The sequence below is a fragment of the Mycobacterium sp. genome (assembly GCF_032159775.1).
Lineage (GTDB): Bacteria > Actinomycetota > Actinomycetes > Mycobacteriales > Mycobacteriaceae > Mycobacterium.
On the sequence record NZ_JAVHWK010000201.1, the window covers coordinates 35,458 to 52,410 of the forward strand.

Annotated in this window: 17 protein-coding genes; 11 read left to right on the forward strand and 6 right to left on the reverse strand. The window is 67.1% G+C overall.

The features are described 5' to 3' along the window. Window positions 1–7: 7 nt before the first annotated feature. The 5 genes from QOJ24_RS25540 (at window position 8) to QOJ24_RS25560 (ending at window position 4,700) form a co-directional block, all read left to right on the forward strand. A complete protein-coding gene (locus tag QOJ24_RS25540) occupies window positions 8–802 on the forward strand; it encodes an LLM class F420-dependent oxidoreductase (protein WP_526266226.1) in 795 nt (264 codons plus the stop codon). 98 nt (window positions 803–900) lie between these two features. Continuing rightward, window positions 901–1,587 carry a GntR family transcriptional regulator gene (locus QOJ24_RS25545; protein ID WP_526266228.1) on the forward strand — a complete coding sequence of 229 codons (687 nt, stop codon included), beginning with the start codon at window positions 901–903 and terminating at the stop codon, window positions 1,585–1,587. Window positions 1,588–1,710: 123 nt separating this feature from the next. Next, window positions 1,711–3,435: an ABC transporter substrate-binding protein/permease gene (locus QOJ24_RS25550; protein WP_526266285.1), complete on the forward strand. Its 1,725-nt coding sequence runs from the start codon at window positions 1,711–1,713 to the stop codon at window positions 3,433–3,435. Then, on the forward strand, window positions 3,435–4,175 hold the full coding sequence (locus QOJ24_RS25555; protein ID WP_526266230.1) for an amino acid ABC transporter ATP-binding protein: 741 nt from the start codon (window positions 3,435–3,437) through the stop codon (window positions 4,173–4,175). The genes QOJ24_RS25550 and QOJ24_RS25555 overlap by 1 nt, the downstream gene beginning before the upstream one ends. 57 nt (window positions 4,176–4,232) lie before the next feature. Next, window positions 4,233–4,700 carry a MarR family winged helix-turn-helix transcriptional regulator gene (locus QOJ24_RS25560; RefSeq protein ID WP_526266232.1) on the forward strand — a complete coding sequence of 156 codons (468 nt, stop codon included), beginning with the start codon at window positions 4,233–4,235 and terminating at the stop codon, window positions 4,698–4,700. Here QOJ24_RS25560 and ggh read toward each other — a convergent pair. Beyond that, window positions 4,697–6,037, reverse strand: coding sequence for a glucosylglycerate hydrolase (gene ggh, locus QOJ24_RS25565; protein ID WP_526266233.1), 1,341 nt, complete (start codon window positions 6,035–6,037; stop codon window positions 4,697–4,699). The two genes, QOJ24_RS25560 and ggh, sit on opposite strands and share 4 nt — an antisense overlap. A 34-nt stretch (window positions 6,038–6,071) precedes the next feature. On the opposite strand from ggh, the gene QOJ24_RS25570 reads away from it, so the two are divergent. Continuing rightward, on the forward strand, window positions 6,072–6,737 hold the full coding sequence (locus QOJ24_RS25570; protein WP_526266287.1) for an SDR family oxidoreductase: 666 nt from the start codon (window positions 6,072–6,074) through the stop codon (window positions 6,735–6,737). Window positions 6,738–6,785: 48 nt separating this feature from the next. Further along, window positions 6,786–7,202 carry an ester cyclase gene (locus tag QOJ24_RS25575; RefSeq protein WP_526266235.1) on the forward strand — a complete coding sequence of 139 codons (417 nt, stop codon included), beginning with the start codon at window positions 6,786–6,788 and terminating at the stop codon, window positions 7,200–7,202. Here QOJ24_RS25575 and leuS read toward each other — a convergent pair. After that, window positions 7,199–10,060 carry a leucine--tRNA ligase gene (gene leuS, locus QOJ24_RS25580; RefSeq protein WP_526266288.1) on the reverse strand — a complete coding sequence of 954 codons (2,862 nt, stop codon included), beginning with the start codon at window positions 10,058–10,060 and terminating at the stop codon, window positions 7,199–7,201. The genes QOJ24_RS25575 and leuS overlap by 4 nt on opposite strands. Window positions 10,061–10,260: 200 nt before the next feature. Between leuS and QOJ24_RS25585 the strand changes: the two genes are divergently transcribed. Together QOJ24_RS25585 and QOJ24_RS25590 are read left to right on the forward strand one after the other, a co-directional pair. Next, complete coding sequence (locus QOJ24_RS25585) at window positions 10,261–11,112, forward strand: LpqN/LpqT family lipoprotein (protein ID WP_526266237.1); 852 nt, start codon at window positions 10,261–10,263, stop codon at window positions 11,110–11,112. 33 nt (window positions 11,113–11,145) lie between these two features. Further along, the gene (locus QOJ24_RS25590; RefSeq protein WP_526266238.1) at window positions 11,146–11,508 is read left to right on the forward strand and encodes a hypothetical protein; all 363 of its coding nucleotides are present in this window, start codon (window positions 11,146–11,148) and stop codon (window positions 11,506–11,508) included. On the opposite strand, the gene QOJ24_RS25595 is transcribed toward QOJ24_RS25590, so the two are convergent. Next, window positions 11,505–12,113, reverse strand: a complete 609-nt coding sequence (locus QOJ24_RS25595) for a YqgE/AlgH family protein (RefSeq protein WP_526266240.1) — start codon at window positions 12,111–12,113, stop codon at window positions 11,505–11,507. The genes QOJ24_RS25590 and QOJ24_RS25595 overlap by 4 nt on opposite strands. Window positions 12,114–12,188: 75 nt before the next feature. On the opposite strand from QOJ24_RS25595, the gene QOJ24_RS25600 reads away from it, so the two are divergent. Continuing rightward, a complete protein-coding gene (locus QOJ24_RS25600) occupies window positions 12,189–13,472 on the forward strand; it encodes an MFS transporter (protein WP_526266241.1) in 1,284 nt (427 codons plus the stop codon). Window positions 13,473–13,482: 10 nt separating this feature from the next. Continuing rightward, window positions 13,483–14,259: a TIGR03084 family metal-binding protein gene (locus QOJ24_RS25605; protein WP_526266242.1), complete on the forward strand. Its 777-nt coding sequence runs from the start codon at window positions 13,483–13,485 to the stop codon at window positions 14,257–14,259. Between the two features lie 31 nt (window positions 14,260–14,290). Here QOJ24_RS25605 and QOJ24_RS25610 read toward each other — a convergent pair whose 3' ends face one another. The 3 genes from QOJ24_RS25610 to QOJ24_RS25620 form a co-directional block, all read right to left on the reverse strand. After that, window positions 14,291–14,761: a peptidoglycan-binding domain-containing protein gene (locus QOJ24_RS25610; RefSeq protein ID WP_526266244.1), complete on the reverse strand. Its 471-nt coding sequence runs from the start codon at window positions 14,759–14,761 to the stop codon at window positions 14,291–14,293. A 182-nt stretch (window positions 14,762–14,943) separates the two neighbouring features. Continuing rightward, on the reverse strand, window positions 14,944–15,423 hold the full coding sequence (locus QOJ24_RS25615; RefSeq protein WP_526266290.1) for a pullulanase: 480 nt from the start codon (window positions 15,421–15,423) through the stop codon (window positions 14,944–14,946). A gap of 17 nt (window positions 15,424–15,440) precedes the next feature. Further along, window positions 15,441–16,886, reverse strand: a complete 1,446-nt coding sequence (locus QOJ24_RS25620) for a CCA tRNA nucleotidyltransferase (protein WP_526266246.1) — start codon at window positions 16,884–16,886, stop codon at window positions 15,441–15,443. Window positions 16,887–16,953: the final 67 nt, after the last annotated feature.

Consider the following 16,953-nt stretch of genomic DNA (forward strand, 5'->3'; position numbering starts at 1 on the left):
TGGACGGGTGACCTCCCCCATTCGCATCGGCGTGCAGCTGCAGCCGCAACATTCGTCTTCCTACGGCCATATCCGTGACGCGGTTCGTCGCTGCGAGGACATCGGCGTCGACGTCGCCTTCAACTGGGACCACTTCTTCCCGCTATACGGCGACCCCGACGGTCCACATTACGAATGCTGGACAATGCTCGGCGCGTGGGCCGAGCAGACGTCGCGAATTGAAATCGGCGCCCTGGTCACCTGCAATTCGTACCGCAATCCCGAATTGCTGGCGGACATGGCACGCACCGTGGACCACATCTCCGACGGTCGGCTGATTCTCGGCATCGGGTCGGGCTGGAAGCAGAAGGACTACGACGAGTACGGCTATGACTTCGGCACTGCGGGCAGCCGCCTCGGCGATCTGGCCGCCGCGATCCCCCGCATCAAGTCGCGGCTGGGCAAGCTCAACCCGGCGCCGACCCGCGATATCCCGGTGCTGATCGGCGGCGGTGGCGAAAAGAAGACGTTGCGGCTGGTCGCCGAGTATGGCGATATCTGGCACTCCTTCAGCGACAGCAGTGAATACCCGCAGAAGTCGGAAGTGCTGGCGCGGCACTGCGCCGACGTCGGTCGCGATCCCGAGGCGATCGAGCGGTCAGCCGGCGTCTCCGGTAAGGGCACGGACGCGCTGCTCGCCGAGGCCGATGCGCTCGCCGGACTCGGGGTCACCCTCCTCACCGTCGGCGTCAACGGTCCCGACTACGACCTCAGCGATGCAGAGACGTTGTGCCGCTGGCGCGATCAGCGGCGCGCCGATTAACCAACTGAGCTTAGGCTGAGCAAAACTCGCGAAAACAAAGCGATTCATTCGGTCAATTTCAGCCTGCTGACTTGGTGGCGTGATTAACTGTCGCCGCTATGCCCAAAAGGTATGGAATCAAAGAAAAGGACCAGGTTGTCACGCACATCATCAACCTGGTGCTGACTGGCAAGTTGCGCTCGGGGGATCGGGTCGACCGCAACGAAATCGCCCACGAGCTCGGCCTGAGCCGGGTCCCGATACAGGAAGCCGTCGTTCAACTCGAGCACGACGGAATTCTGTCCACCCGCTACCACCGCGGCGCGTTCGTCGAGCGCTTCGACGAGTCCGTCGTACTCGAGCACCATGAGCTGCACGGCATCCTGCTGGGCATAGCGTCCGCGCGCGCCGCCAGCGATCCGCGCCCACAGGTGCTTTCCCAGCTCGACACGCTGACCGACTTCATGCGCGCCAACCGCGAGTCGCGCGCATTCCAGGAAGCTGCCTGGCAGTACAGGCAGACCATCAACGAGGAGTACGCCGGCCCGCGGCTTCTTGCCGAGATCCGGGCATCGCAAAGCTTCATCCCGCGGTCGTTCTGGGTTACATATATGAACAACCACGACGAGATGCTGCCGTTTTACGAGGCCGAGACGAGGGCCGTCCATATGGGTGACCCCGAAGGCGCACGCGCCGCATGCGCGGGCCGGTCCGAAGCGATGGGGCGGATCATGATCGCCGAGCTGGTGCGCCGTGGCGTGTTCAGCCCGTCGAGTCTGGCCAGGCAGCCCTCGGTTGCGTTCTGATTGAGCGCAAGCCGACGCCTGCGCCACCGCGGCGGCTACGTTGCTCCCATGACCGGATTCACGGGCCGGATAGGTAGGGCACTCGTTCTGTCACTGGTCGGGCTGCTGGTGTTCAGCCTGCCGATGGCGGCCCCTGCAGTCGCCGACGTCGACCAATGCGCGCCGCCAGGCCTCGACAGCGCCAGCACCGTCCCGACCAACCTGGCCTCCGCGGCCGCGGGGCCCGGCGAAGACAAGTACACGACACCGACGGTCGCGCCGCTCGACACCGTCAAGGTCGACGCGCTCGGCCTGGGCACACCCGGTGTGCTGACCGTCGGCACGCTGTCCGACGCGCCGCCGAGCATCTGCATCGACTCGGCCGGCCAGTTCACCGGATTCGACAACGAGCTGCTGCGCGCGATGGCCGAGAAGATCGGTCTGCGAGTCAATTTCGTCGGCACCGAATTCTCCGGCCTGCTCGCCCAGGTGGCGTCGCGTCGCTTCGACGTCGGCTCGTCGTCGATCACCACCACCGATGCCCGCAGACGCGCCGTCGGCTTCACCAACGGCTACGACTTCGGCTACTTCTCTCTGGTGGTGCCGAGCGGGTCGGCGATCACCGGTTTCGACAAGCTCGCCGCGGGCCAGCGGATCGGCGTCGTCCAGGGCACCGTTCAGGAGGCCTACGTCGTCGACTCACTGCATCTGGATCCGGTGAAGTTTCCCGACTACAACACCGTCTACGCCAGCCTGAAGACGCGTCAGATCGATGCCTGGGTTGCGCCGTCGCAGCAGGCGCAGGGCACCGTGCAGCCCGGCGATTCGGCCGAGATCATCGAAAACACCTTCAGTTTGGACAATTTCGTGGCCTACGCGGTGGCCAAGGAGAACAAGCCGTTGATCGACGCGCTGAACTCCGGGCTGGATGCCGTGATCGCCGACGGGACCTGGTCGCGCCTGTATTCCGACTGGGTGCCGCGGGAATTGCCGCCCGGCTGGAAGCCGGGGTCCAAGGCCGCGCAGCCGCCGAAGCTGCCGGACTTCGCGGCGGTCGCGGCCAGCCACCAGGGTGAGCCTGCGGCTTCGTCTGCGGCACAGCCGAAGTCGACGCTGTCGCAGCTGGCCGACTCGTTCCTCGACTGGGATCTGTACAAGCAGTCCGTCCCGGTGCTGCTCAAGACCGGCCTGCCGAATACGTTGATTCTGACCGTCTGCGCCAGCGTGATCGCACTGGTGCTCGGAATCGGGCTCGCCATGGCGGGCATCTCAACGGCCCGTTGGTTGCGGTGGCCTGCCCGCATCTACACCGACATCTTCCGCGGCCTGCCGGAGGTGGTGATCATTCTGCTGATCGGCCTCGGTGTCGGGCCGATCGTCGGCGGGCTGACCGGAAACAATCCCTACCCGCTGGGCATCGCGGCGCTGGGGTTGATGGCCGCCGCCTATGTCGGGGAGATCTTCCGCTCGGGGATCCAGAGCGTGGAGGCCGGCCAGCTTGAAGCGTCGCGCGCGCTGGGCTTCAGCTATCCGGCGTCGATGCGGCTGGTGGTGGTGCCCCAAGGGATTCGGCGGGTGCTGCCCGCGTTGATGAACCAGTTCATCTCGCTGCTCAAGGCCAGCTCGCTGGTGTACTTTCTCGGGCTGGTCGCCAACCAGCGCGAGCTTTTCCAGGTCGGCCGCGACCTCAACGCGCAGACCGGCAACCTGTCACCGTTGGTGGCCGCCGGCCTGTTCTATCTCATCCTGACGATCCCATTGACCCACCTGGTCAACTACATCGACGCCCGGTTGCGGAAGGGCAAACCCGCCGAGCCGGAGGATCCGCTGTCACCGCTGAACCCGGCCTCGTCACAGGAGATGATCTGATGGCGACAGCACCTGCACCAGTCTCGTTGACAGGCAGCGACATTCATCTGTCCTTCGGACCCAATGCCGTGCTGCGGGGCGTCGATATCGATGTGCCCGCAGGCACAACCGTCGCGGTGATCGGGCCGTCCGGCTCGGGTAAGTCGACGCTGCTGCGGACGCTCAACAGGCTCTACGAGCCGGACAAGGGCGACATCCTCCTGGACGGCAAGTCGGTGCTGGCCGACAACCCGGACCGACTGCGGCAACGGATGGGCATGGTGTTCCAGCAGTTCAACCTGTTCCCGCACCGCTCGGTGCTGGACAACGTGACGTTGGCGCCGCGCAAGCTCAAAAACCTCAGCGCCGACACGGCCCGCGAGGTCGGGATGGCTCAGCTGGACCGGGTTGGACTGCGACACAAGGCCGATGCCCGTCCCGGGACTCTGTCCGGCGGCCAGCAGCAGCGCGTCGCGATCGCCCGCGCGCTCGCGATGACCCCGCAGGTGATGTTCTTCGACGAGGCCACCTCAGCGCTGGATCCCGAGCTGGTGAAGGGGATCTTGGAGCTCATCGCCGATCTCGGCTCGGACGGCATGACGATGGTCGTCGTGACGCACGAGATGGGTTTCGCCCGCTCGACGTCGGATGCTGTCGTCTTCATGGATCACGGCAAGGTCGTCGAATCGGGGCCGCCGGAGCAGGTCTTCGAGGCCGCTGAAACGGAAAGATTACAGCGATTTCTGTCCCAAGTTCTTTAACCGCGAACATTGCGCGATTCCATACCGTCAGAGCCTGACAGGTTAGACTAGCGAACTATGGTGGAGACAGAAGCGCAGGTCGACGAGCTCGCAGCCGAGCTGCAGCGCGTTCTGTCCAAGCTGTTCTCCGTCCTTCGTCGCGGTGACGCCAATCGCGGCACCGCAGGCGACCTGACGCTGGCCCAGTTGTCGATCCTGCTGACCCTGTTGGAAAAAGGTCCCATCCGGATGACCGATCTCGCGGCTCACGAACGTGTCCGCACCCCGACGACGACGGTGGCGATCCGCCGGCTCGAGAAGCTCGGGCTGGTGAAGCGGTCGCGCGACCCATCCGACCTGCGGGCCGTACTCGTCGAGGTCACACCCCGCGGACTGGTCCAGCACCGCGAAGCCCTCGCCGCGCGCCGGGCTGCGCTGGCCGCAATGCTCGGCAAGCTCACCGAGGACGACGTCGAGACCCTGACCAAGGCGTTGGGTCCGATGGAGCGGTTGGCCGGCCAGGAACCCGGCCACGAAGACGGCTAGCCCAGCCAGTCGAGAACGGCGGCGGCGGTCCATGACTGCTGCATGCTGCCGAGCGGTTCCCCGGTGAACGGTTCGTAGTACTCGGCGAATGTGCCGTCGCTGGCCTGCCGCAGACCTTCGCGGCGAAGGATCAGGGACCGCTCGGCCCAGCCGCGGCGCGCGAAGGCCCAGGAGAACAGCCAGGTCATCACCGGCCAGACCGGTCCGCGCCAGTACTCCCTTGACCGGAAGTCCCGCGACACCGGCGATGTCGAGGGGATCAACGCGTACTTCAGGTCCGGATGCCCGCAGAACCGCGGCCCCTCCAGCAGCCGAAGCAGCGTCCGCTCCTTGTCATGGGGCAGGCCGCCGCACAGCAGCGGCGCAAACTGCGCGACCGTCTCGGTGGCTATCAACCTTCCCGCCCGGACATCGAAATCCCTGGCTGCACCGGTCCTTTCGTCAGCGGTCTCGATGACGCCCGACCGGAACCGCTCCGCCCACGCGTACAGATCTCGGACGTCGGCGTTCGGGCGCTTGTAGTCCTCGCCGATCTCGGCGAGCACCGTGCAGGCCACCGACAAGATCGCCGACACGAACACGTCCTCGACGGCGAAGCTCATCACCTTGGGAAGCAGATCGTCGTCGTAGTGTGCCGACTTCATCTCTTCGAGCAGCCACAGGTAACGGTCGTACTCGACGTCGGACGGCCGCTGGCTGGCGTCGGTGACGATGGCGTTGTCTTCGCGCTGATATTCGGGCACCGCGCCAGGAATCACATTGGCGTACGCGGCATCCCACCGTGGCGAGTTGTCCATACCGGACTCCCACCCGTGGTAGAGCGTGACTCGGCCATGCCCGTTCTGGTCGCGCGCTTCGGCGAGCCAGCGGTGCCAGCGCACCAGACCGTCCCAGCGGCGGTCCAGGAACGCCTCGGCCACCCCGCGGGTCGACCGGCCGCGCGAGCGGGCGTGGTCGAGGATGCGCTGCACGGCGATCGCATGCACCGGCGGCTGGGTGATGCCCGACGTGTGCCGGTTGCGTGGCGCGTGGACGGCGAGCGCCGAGGTCGCCCATCGCGCAGGGCCGGGGAAGTAGCCGTCGACCCCGTTGGCGAACACGATGTGCGGAATCATCCCGTTGGACCACTGTGCCGAGAGCAGCGTGTCGAGTTCGACGACGGCCCGCTCCACGGACAGCGGGGCGAGGCCGATGGACACGAACGCCGCGTCCCAGCTCCACATGTGCGGGTACAGCAGCGGCGCCGCCGTGGTCATCACGCCCAGGTCGTTGCCACGCAGCAGGTACGCAGCGCGCGCCGCGAGCTGCGTGGGAGCGAAGCTGGGATCTGGTGCCATCTCCCCAATGATCGCAGTCGGTAGGGTGACCGGCATGCCGAGCGCCTTCATCACCGGACCGGCGGGCGGCCTTGGTACGGCACTCGCCGAGGCACTGGAGCCCACTCACACGTTGTTTCTCGGCGGTCGGCCCTCGGACCGGCTTGACGCCCTGGCGCAGCGGCTCGGAGCCACCACCTGGCCGCTGGACCTCCAGGACGCCGACGCCATCCCCGCCGCGGTCGAACCGATCGACGAACTCGATGTGCTGATCCACAACGCGGGCGCCGCCTTCCCCGGGCGCGTTGCGGAGTCGACGGTCGACGAGTGGCGCGTCACCATGGAGGTGAATGTCATTGGCGCAGTTGCGCTTACGCTTGCGCTGCTGCCCGCCTTGCACAGCGCGCGCGGCCACGTCGTGTTCATCAACTCCGGCTCGGGGATCAACGCTTCGCCCGGGTTGGCGTCCTACACCGCGAGCAAGTTCGCGTTGCGGGGCTTCGCCGACTCGCTTCGCAACGACGAGCCCTCGCTTCGGGTGACGTCGATCCATCCGGGCCGCATCGCGACGGTCATGCAGGAAGGGCTCGTCGCCTACGAGGGCGGCGAATACAAACCCGAGCGATTTCTGAGCCCCGCGACCGTCGCGCAGGTCGTCGCCGACACCGTCAACGCCCCGCCCGACGCACACATCCACGAAGTCGTCGTCCGCCCCCGGTGATTTCGGCGGTTCGACGACGCTGCGGCATCAAAGTGCACAGAATTCTTCATGAGCACTATTCGAGACGCCGCAGAGCGGTTCTTCGACGCATGCGAGACCGGTAAGGGCTGGGCCGGCTGCGCGCCCTATTGCCACGCCGGTGCGACATTCACCAGTCAGACCGATGCACTCGCCGGAATTGAGACCCTCGAGGCCTACACCGAGTGGATGAAGGACCTGCTCACACCGCTACCCGACGGCGTGGCAGAAGTGAAGTCCTTCGCCGTCGACGACGCGCGCAACAACGTAGCGGTGTACGGCGTGTTCCGCGGAACGCATACCGGTGAGGGCGGCCCCGTCGCACCGACCGGAAAGAGTGCGGCCGCCGACTACGTTTACGTGATCGACTTCGACAGGGACAAGATCAGCCATATGACCAAGATCTGGAACGACGGCTACACCATGCGCCAACTCGGCTGGGCTTAAACGACCAGGTTGACCAGGCGCCCGGCGACGACGATGACCTTCTTCGGCGTCGCTCCGCTCAGGAACGCCTGCACCTTCTCGTCGGCGAGCGCCGCCGACTCGATCGCATCCGCGTCGGCGTCGGCGGGCACCGTGACGTGGCCCCGCACCTTCCCGTTCACCTGAACAGGGAGCTCGACGGCGTCGACGGCCAGGTACGCCTCGTCGGCGACCGGGAACGGGCCGTGCGCCAGCAATGTCTGGTGGCCCAGCCGGCGCCAGAGTTCCTCGGCGAGGTGCGGCGCCAGTGGCGCGACCATAAGCACCAGCGGTTCCACCGCGGCCCGCGGAACCTGCCCACTGTGCTGCTTGGTGAGGTGGTTGGTGTACTCGATCAGCTTGGCGCCTGCGGTGTTATTGCGAAGCGAGGCATAGTCTTCGGACACCCCGGCAACCGTGCGATGCAGCGCCCGCAGGGTCTCGTCGTCCGGGTCGTCGTCGGATACCCGAAGCTCACCGGATTCTTCCTCGACGACCAGCCGCCACACCCGCTGCAGGAACCGGTAGGCGCCGACGACATCCTTGGTCGCCCACGGCCGCGACGCCTCCAGCGGGCCCATCGACATCTCGTACATGCGCAACGTGTCCGCGCCGTACTTCTCACAGATCTCATCCGGAGACACCGAGTTCTTCAGGCTCTTGCCGATCTTGCCGAACTCCTGGTTCACCTCGATTTCGCCGTCGGGCCCCGGCCAGTAGAACTTGCCCTGCCGCTCAACGACTTCCGCGGCGGGCACGTACGTGCCCCGGGCGTCGGTATAGGCGTGCGCCTGGATGTAGCCCTGGTTGACCAGCCGGCGGTAGGGCTCCCGCGACGACACGTGGCCGAGGTCGTAGAGCACCTTGTGCCAGAACCTGCAATACAGCAGGTGCAGCACCGCATGTTCGACGCCGCCGACGTACATGTCGACGCCGCCGGGGTCGTCGGGGCCGTGCTCGGCAGGCCGCGGACCCATCCAGTAGGCCTCGTTCTCCTTGTCAGACAACGCTTCCGAATTGTGCGGATCGGTGTAGCGCAGCTCGTACCACGAGCTGCCCGCCCACTGCGGCATGACGTTGGTGTCGCGGGTGTAGGTCTTGAGGCCGTCGCCGAGGTCCAGCTCCATGTGCACCCAGTCGGTCGCCTTGTTCAGCGGCGGCGATGGCACGCTGTCGGCGTCGTCGGGATCGAACAGCACCGGCGCATAGTCAGCGATGTCGGGCAGCTCGACGGGCAGTTCGGATTCGGGCAGCGGGTGCGCACGGCCGTTCTCGTCGTACACGATCGGGAACGGTTCACCCCAGTAGCGCTGCCGCGCGAACAGCCAATCTCGAAGCTTGTACTCGACGCGGGTGCTGCCGCGGCCGTCGGCCTCCAGCCTGGCGGTCACCGCCTCCTTCGCCGACGCCACGCTCAGCCCGTCGAGGTAGCCGGAGTTCACCATCTCGCCGTCGCCGTTGTACGCGGCCTGCGAGATATCGCCTCCCGCAACGACTTCGATGATCGGCAGGCCGAATTCCTTGGCGAAGTCCCAGTCACGCTGGTCACCACCGGGCACCGCCATGATGGCCCCCGTGCCGTACCCGACCAACACATAATCGGCGATGAAGACCGGGATGGCGTCGCCGTTGACCGGGTTGGTGGCGAAGCTGCCGAGGAACACGCCCGTCTTGGACTTGTTCTCCTGCCGCTCCAGGTCGGACTTAGCCGCGATCGACCGGCGATACTCGGCGACCGCTTCGGCTGGAGTCGCGGCGTTGAAGGTCCACCGCGCGTCCACCGCATCGGGCCATTCCGCAGCGGTGAGCTGTTCGACCAACGGATGCTCGGGCGCCAGCACCATGTAGGTCGCGCCGAACAGCGTGTCCTGCCGGGTGGTGAAGACCTCGATATCGCCTGCGTCCGTCGCGAAATGCACCGTTGCGCCGGTGGATCGGCCGATCCAGTTGCGCTGCATGGCCTTGACCTTCTCCGGCCAGTCCAGCACCTCGAGATCGTCGAGCAGTCGGTCGGAGTAGACGGTGATCCGCATCATCCACTGCCGCAACCGCTTCCGGAACACCGGGAAGTTTCCGCGGTCGCTGCGGCCGTCGGACGTGACCTCCTCGTTGGCCAGCACCGTGCCCAACCCTGGACACCAGTTGACCATCGAGTCGGCCCGATACACCAGCCGGTGAGCGTCGATGACATCGGCGCGTTCGGCCGCCGACAACGCCGTCCAAGCCCTGCCGTCGTTGAGGCTGCGCTTGCCGGACTCGAATTCGCTTATCAGCTCGTCGATGCGGCGGGCTCTGTTCAGATCCTCATCGAACCAGGCGTTGTAGATCTGCAGGAAGATCCACTGCGTCCACTTGTAGAAGTCGACGTCGGTGGTGGAGAAGCTTCGCCGCGCGTCATGCCCCAGACCGAGCCGGCCCAGCTGGCGTCGGAAGTTGACGATGTTCGCCTCGGTCCTGGTGCGCGGATGGGTGCCGGTCTGCATGGCGTATTGCTCGGCGGGCAAACCGAATGAGTCGAAACCCAACGCGTGCAACACATTGCGGCCCGTCATCCGGAAATAGCGGGCGTAGACGTCGGTCGCGATGTATCCCAGCGGGTGCCCGACGTGCAGGCCTTCACCCGATGGGTAGGGGAACATGTCCTGGACGAACATCTTGTCGGCGGGCACCGGCGTTCCGTCGGTCGGCGCCAACGAGCCCACCGGATTGGGCACGTTGAAGGTGCCCTGCTGCGACCACGTCTGCTGCCAGGCGCGTTCGATCTCCCCCGCCAGCTTCGCGGTGTACCGGTACTGCGGGGTGTCGCCTTTCGCATCGGAAGCGTCGGTGGCCGACTCAATACTCACGTGAACAGGGTAAAGGGCCGCCGGGGACGGCCCATCGGCCACGGGCAGGTATCGGTTGCATTGCGGAGCGGTCAGGGGTTCATTCCAGCTCGGTTCCAGGCCTGGTGGCTAACTCGGCGCCGGGGGTACGGTCGCCCCCTGACCAGGGGCATGCCTGCCCCGGCGGCCGGAAGGACTCGGAAAGGTATCGGGCGATGAGCGTAAATGCCCGCCGATGGCGGTTTCTCGCAGGTGGTGTCGCGGCGGGCATGGCGGGCGTGCTCGGCCTGGCGGGCAACACCGCAGCGGCCGACCCCCTCTATCCACTGCCGCCGCAACCGGCTCCCGCGATCGTCAACGTCGCGCCAGGCGCTTCCCAGACCTCCCAGGCGGCGGGTCAGCTCGCCGTCGCGCCCTCTCTGGGCGCGCAGTCCATGGCCGCACCCGGACTCGTGCCTGCCGCCGCCGCGGCGCCGGAAACGCTGGTGCCGGCCCCCTCGGTGACGTTGACCGATTTCTTCAAGGAGAAGGGCGTCAAGCTCGAGCCGCAGGTGGCTCACGGCTTCAAGGCGCTCAACCTCGTGCTGCCCGTCCCCCGCGGCTGGTCTCAGGTGCCGGACCCGAACGTGCCCGATGCGTTCGCGGTGCTCGCCGACCGGGTCGGTGGTGACGGCATCTACACCTCCAACGCGGCCCTCGTCGTCTACAAGCTCGTCGGCGGCGACTTCGACCCCAAGGAGGCCATCACCCACGGCTACATCGACTCCCAGCAGCTGCCTGCCTGGCGCACCACCAAGGCGTCGCTGGCCGACTTCGGTGGCATGCCGTCAGCGACGATCGAGGGCACCTACCGGGACAACAACATGACGCTCAACACGTCGCGCAGGCACACCATCTCGGCCGCGGGCAGTGACAAGTATCTGGTGACTCTTTCGGTCACCACCACCGCGGCCGAGGCCGTCCCCGCCGCGAACGCGACCGACGCCATCACCAACGGGTTCAAGATCGGAATCCCCGGCGCCGCAGCTCCAGCTGCGGCCGGGCTGCCGCAGCGGCCGCCTGGGTAGCGCGCGACGGGTGGCGCCCTTTAGGGTGACCGCATGCTCTTCGCGGCGGTGGGATGTCTGTGTGCCGCCGTCGCCACCGCCGCCCTCGGCGGATGGACGTTGTCCCGCCCGCGGTCCGCCGACTTGGTCCGCCAGGTTCTCCGCGCGGTCGCTCCAACTCAGCTCGCCGCCGCGGCCATGTTGACGGTCGCCGGTGTGGTCGCGCTGTCATCCCAACCTGAAACCGCTGTCGTGGTGGTGATCGTCTGCGTCGGCGGCGCAATCGCGACCGTCGCCGCAGGCTGCTGGCAGAGCGCCAAGTTCGTCGCGGCCAGCGCCGGAGCGGCGCCTGCTTGTGGCGGGGCGTCGGTGTGCGGCGGCACCGCCTGCGGCACCTGCACGCTTTTGCGCGGCTAGTTCCTGCTGATATCGATCGGGTGCGTCGCCAACAGCGACAACGGCAGCGGTTGGCGGCGCAGCACCCGTCCCCACAGATCAACCCGAGCCTCGGCCAGAACGTCGGACGGCAACGCGGACAACACGATCCAGTCGTCGCGCTCGATCTCACCTTCGAGTTGGCCGATCGTCCAGCCCGAATATCCGGCGAAGATCCGCACGCCTTCGACAATCGGAGCGATCGCCTCGGGTTCCGCGTCGAGATCCACCATCACCATCCGACCCTGCACGTGCCGGATACCCGGCACCCCCGTCGGGTCCGTCCCGGCGCGCAGGGTAGCCAGACACAGTGCCGCGTCACGCTTCACCGGACCGCCGATGAACATGGTCTTCGGCTTGGTGGCCAGCTTGGCCCACTGGGGCAGGACGTTGTACACCGCGGTCTCACTGGCCCGGTTCAGCACCACTCCGAGCGTGCCGCCGTCGTTGTGCTCGACTATGTAGATGACGCTACGACGGAACGTCGGCTCGAGCAGGTCGGTGTTGGCCAACAGCAGGGTTCCCGCGCGTACCCGGTTCGCCGTCGGGGCGACGAAATCCTCCGGTTCCTCTGAGTGCGCCACCACTCCATAATGTCACCAGCGAACGTTGAAGGTAGCGAACAACAGCGGCCCGCCGGGATATTTGTACTGTGAATTCTTGTGGTTGACGCACACGCACCGGTGGCCCTGTGGCGGTCGGTGCGCAGCCTCCCCGAATTCAGGCGGCTGCTCGAGCTTCGAGCGGCGAGCCAGTTCGGTGATGGCCTGTTCCAGGCCGGCCTTGCAGGTGCCCTTCTGTTCAATCCCGACCGGGCCGCGGGCCCATGGGAGATCGTCGCCGCGTTCGCCGTGTTGTTCCTGCCCTACTCGGTGCTGGGGCCGTTCGCGGGCGCGCTGCTTGACCGCTGGGACAGGCGGTTGGTGTTCGTCGGGGCGAACTTCGGGCGGCTGATCCTGATGCTCGGTATCGCGGCACTGCTGGCGGCCGGCGCCAACGACCTGCCGATCCTGTTCGGTGCGCTGGTCGCCAACGGCTTCACCCGCTTCGTCTCCTCAGGCCTGTCGGCGGCGCTGCCCGACGTGGTGCCACGCAAGCACGTCGTCACGATGAACTCGGTTGCGACGGCCACCGGCATTGCGGCGGCGTCCTTCGGCGCCGGCTTCATGCTTGTGCCACGGTGGCTTTTCGGCGCGCGCGACACCGGTGCCGCGGCGATCATCCTTCTGGTCGTCATCCCGGTGTCGGTCGCGCTGCTGCTGTCGGTGCGGTTCCCGCCGCACGTTCTGGGACCGCACGCCAGTCAGCGCGCCGTCCACGGGTCCGTCGTGTACGCGGTGGCCACCGGATGGCTGCACGGCGCGCGTACCGTGCTGGCGGTCCCCACCGTCGCAGGAACGCTTGCCGGGCTCGCCGCGCACCGAATGGTGTTCGGTATCAACAGCCTGCTGGTGCTGGTCATGGTGCGACACAGCGACTCCCGTAATGTCGCGGGTTTGGGCACCGCGGCGCTGTTCGCCAGCGCCGCAGGCGTCGGATTGTTCGTGGCCACGGTGCTGACCCCGGCGGCCGTCGGCCGCTGGGGCCGCTTCCGCACAGCGAACGGGGCGCTGCTGCTGGCGGCGATCATCCAGCTCGGCGCCGCAGGACTGCAGCTACCGATGATGGTGGTGTGCGGGTTCCTGCTCGGTGCGGCCGGTCAAGTCGTCAAGCTGTGCGCCGACACGGCCATCCAGATCGACGTCGACGACGCGCTGCGAGGTCACGTCTTCGCCGTGCAGGACGCGCTGTTCTGGATGTCGTTCATCCTCGCGCTGGCGGTGGCGGCGGCGGTCATCCCACCCGACGGCCGGTCTCCCGGGCTCGTCGTCGCGGGGTCGGCGGTCTACCTCGTCGGGCTGGCGGCGCATGCGTTCGTCGTCCGCCGCGCCCAACCCCCGAGTTAGGGTGTGCCGCATGGCGACAGCGGCTCCCATCGTGGACGACCTCCGCGCCGAGAGCGATGCCCTCGACGACTTGGTCGCCGACCTGCCCCGCGCCCGATGGGCCGAGGTCACCCCGGCACCAGGCTGGACGATCGCCCATCAGATCGCCCACCTGCTGTGGACCGACCGGGTCGCGCTGTTGTCGGTCGACGACGATGCCGGCTTCACGCAGATGCTGGGTGCCGCCGCCGAGGATCCAGGCGGGTTCGTCGACCGCGGCGCGGAAGAGATCGTCGCCGCGGCGGCGCCTGCCGATCTGCTCGCCGACTGGCGGACCACAAGGAATCGGCTGCACGACGCGCTGCTGACCGTGCCCGACGGGCGCAAGCTGCCGTGGTTCGGGCCGCCGATGAGCGCCGCGTCGATGGCCACCGCGCGGCTGATGGAGACCTGGGCGCACGGCCTCGACGTCGCCGACGCCCTGGGTGTGCGACAGCCGGCGACTGCGCGGCTGCAGTCGATCGCCCACATCGGTGTCCGCACCCGCGACTTCGCGTTCGCGATCAACGGTCTTGCGCCACCGGCCGATCCGTTTCGGGTCGAGCTGGCCGCCCCCGACGGCTCCGCCTGGACGTGGGGTCCCGAGGACGCGAGTCAGCGGGTGACGGGGTCGGCGGAGGACTTCTGCCTGCTGGTGACCCAGCGCCGGCCGCCTGCGGCCCTCGACGTCTCCGCAGAGGGTGACGACGCTGCGCGCTGGTTGACGATTGCGCAGGCTTTCGCCGGTCCGCCGGGGCCCGGGCGTTGACACCGAGCCCCGGCGCCGGGGCGCCGCGCGCTCAGGCGTAGAGCGCTTCCCATGTCTTCGGGCCGACGATGCCGTCGACCTTCAGCGGGACGCTGTCGCAGTCGGTAAGGATCGACTGGACGTTTTTCACGGCCGTTTCGGTCAGCTTGCCGAAGTCGCCGTCGACGGGTCCGGGGTCGTAGTCGGGATACGCCCAGCTCTTCAGGATTTCCTGAACCAGGAACACCGGGTTGCCCTTCGACCCCTTCTTGATCACCGGCGGAGTGAGACGGGACCACGTCATCGGCCCGACGATGCCGTCGACGGCCAACGGGAACGAGAACGCGAAGAACTCGCCGACGCTGCGGTCCAGTTGGTAGCGGATGACCCGATTGCGGGTAATCGGGCCGAAGACCCCGTCGACCTCGCTGAGATCGACCAGATAGCGGCGGCAGTACAGCGCGTGTTGCGCCTTGCGGACTGCCTCACCGGTGGAACCGATTTTGATGATTGGATCGGCCATTTCGGAATGCTCCTTTCGTGAGTGTTGAGCACGTCGAACGGTGCCGATCCGGCGGCCACAAATCCCGAGTACTCGACTACCTGATTTCGCAGGGTGGGCCGCGTCACACTCCGAGTGACGTTTGCCGCCGAAAGCTTTTGTGCGACAACGTCCGTGGCTGAAGCAGTGAATCAGTGCCTGACCTACAGGTCGTTGGCGGTGTCGGCCTTGCCGTCGGCGTTGCTGTCGATGAGCCTGATGTCCCAGCGTCCGTCGCCGTCGGTGTCGACGTAGGCCACGCCAACACCCAACGCGCGGTCGGCCAAACCGTTTCCGTCGATGTCGATCAGCCGGTCGTCGGCCTGACCGTCACCGTCGAGGTCGACAGACGGCCCACCCATCTGTTCGACGCCGTCGAGGCCGAACCATCGCAATTGCCCACCACGGTCCACGCTCACCGCCCACGTGCCCGACCCGTCGTCGGTGAAGTAACTCTGGCCTTCGAGCACGGCGTGATCGGCGATTCCGTCGCCGTCCAGGTCGGCCAGCGCGTCGTCGACACCGCCGTCGCCGTCGACATCGAGGCCGACCGCATCGAGCGTGCCGTTACCGTCCACATCGGTGTCCAGAGGTGCGGTCCACATCGTGGCCGACCCGTCATCATCGGAGAGGCAGTAATCCACACCGTTTCGACGGCGGGTCAGCCATTGGCGTTCCACCACTTCACGAGTTCGGCCACTGCCTCGTCGTGGTCCAGCGGCCCGCGGTCCAGCCGCAGCTCCTTGAGATAGCGCCACGCCTCACCGACCTGCGGACCCGCCGGGATGTCGAGGATCCGCATGATCTCGTTGCCGTCGAGGTCCGGTCGCACCCGCTGCAGGTCCTCCTTGGCGGCCAGCTCCGCGATGCGCGCCTCGAGATCGTCATAGTTGGCCTGCAGCCGCGCCGCGCGCCGCTTGTTGCGCGTCGTGCAGTCCGCGCGCACCAGCTTGTGCAGCCGCGGCAGCAGCGGGCCCGCGTCGGTGACGTAGCGCCGCACCGCCGAGTCCGTCCATTTCCCAGGCCCGCTGGCGTCCGCGTAGCCGTGGAACCGTAGGTGCAGGTACACCAGCTGCGACACATCGTCGACCATCTGCTTGGAATACTTCAGCGCCCTCATCCGCTTGCGGGCCATCTTGGCGCCGACCACCTCGTGGTGATGGAAGCTCACGCCGCCGTCCGACTCGTGCCTGCGCGTCGCGGGTTTACCGATGTCGTGCAGCAGCGCCGCCCAGCGCAGCACGAGATCGGGGCCCGCGTCTTCGAGCCCGATCGCCTGCCGCAGCACCGTCAGCGAATGGTGGTAGACGTCCTTGTGCTGATGGTGTTCGTCGATCGCCATCCGCATCGCGCCGACCTCGGGCAGCACCACATCGCCGAGTCCGGTTTCCACCATCAGGTCGATACCCGCCGCGGGATCCGAGCCGAGCACCAACTTGTCCAACTCGGCGGCGACCCGCTCGGCGGTGATGCGGCCGAGCTGACCGGACATGGCGGCCATCGCTTCGCGCACCCGCGGCGTGACGGCGAAGCCGAGCTGCGACACGAACCGCGCGGCCCGCAGCATCCGCAACGGATCATCGCCGAACGACACCTGGGGCGCGGCGGGTGTATCCAGCACGCGGGCTCGCAGCGCGTCCAAACCGTGTAGGGGATCGAGGAATTGGCCGGGACCATCCGCCGTGATGCGCACCGCCATCGCGTTGGCGGTGAAGTCGCGGCGGATTAGGTCGTCGTCCAGCCGGTCACCGAAGCGCACCTCGGGATTGCGCGACACCTGGTCATAGCTGTCTGCCCGGAAGGTGGTGATCTCCAAGCGCTGGTCGCGCTTGCCGACGCCGATGGTGCCGTATTCGATACCGGTGTCCCACAGCGCGTCCGCCCACGGCCGCAGGATGCGCTGCATCTGTTCGGGCCTGGCGTCGGTGGTGAAGTCGAGGTCGGTGCCGAGGCGACCGAGCAACGCGTCGCGCACACTTCCGCCGACGAGATACAGCTCGTGGCCCGCGTCAGCGAACAGCCCGCCCAGATCGCGCAGTATGTCGGCGTACTGGTTCAGCGCCACCTGGGCAGCGACGAGCAGTTCAGCATTGTCGGACACGTTCAATGAGCGTAGAGGTAACGGTCCTGCACCGAGCGGCGAGTGTGGCGGGAGGCAATTATCGTGGCAGCTA

Bases quoted from the DNA above. Each gene is read 5' to 3' on its own strand.
- QOJ24_RS25545 (WP_526266228.1), top strand. From the start codon at position 901: ATGCCCAAAAGGTATGGAATCAAAGAAAAGGACCAGGTTGTCACGCAC.
- QOJ24_RS25550 (WP_526266285.1), top strand. From the start codon at position 1,711: ATGGCGGCCCCTGCAGTCGCCGACGTCGACCAATGCGCGCCGCCAGGC.
- QOJ24_RS25555 (WP_526266230.1), top strand. From the start codon at position 3,435: ATGGCGACAGCACCTGCACCAGTCTCGTTGACAGGCAGCGACATTCAT.
- QOJ24_RS25560 (WP_526266232.1), top strand. From the start codon at position 4,233: ATGGTGGAGACAGAAGCGCAGGTCGACGAGCTCGCAGCCGAGCTGCAG.
- ggh (WP_526266233.1), bottom strand. From the start codon at position 6,037: ATGGCACCAGATCCCAGCTTCGCTCCCACGCAGCTCGCGGCGCGCGCT.
- QOJ24_RS25570 (WP_526266287.1), top strand. From the start codon at position 6,072: ATGCCGAGCGCCTTCATCACCGGACCGGCGGGCGGCCTTGGTACGGCA.
- QOJ24_RS25575 (WP_526266235.1), top strand. From the start codon at position 6,786: ATGAGCACTATTCGAGACGCCGCAGAGCGGTTCTTCGACGCATGCGAG.
- QOJ24_RS25585 (WP_526266237.1), top strand. From the start codon at position 10,261: ATGAGCGTAAATGCCCGCCGATGGCGGTTTCTCGCAGGTGGTGTCGCG.
- QOJ24_RS25590 (WP_526266238.1), top strand. From the start codon at position 11,146: ATGCTCTTCGCGGCGGTGGGATGTCTGTGTGCCGCCGTCGCCACCGCC.
- QOJ24_RS25605 (WP_526266242.1), top strand. From the start codon at position 13,483: ATGGCGACAGCGGCTCCCATCGTGGACGACCTCCGCGCCGAGAGCGAT.
- QOJ24_RS25610 (WP_526266244.1), bottom strand. From the start codon at position 14,761: ATGGCCGATCCAATCATCAAAATCGGTTCCACCGGTGAGGCAGTCCGC.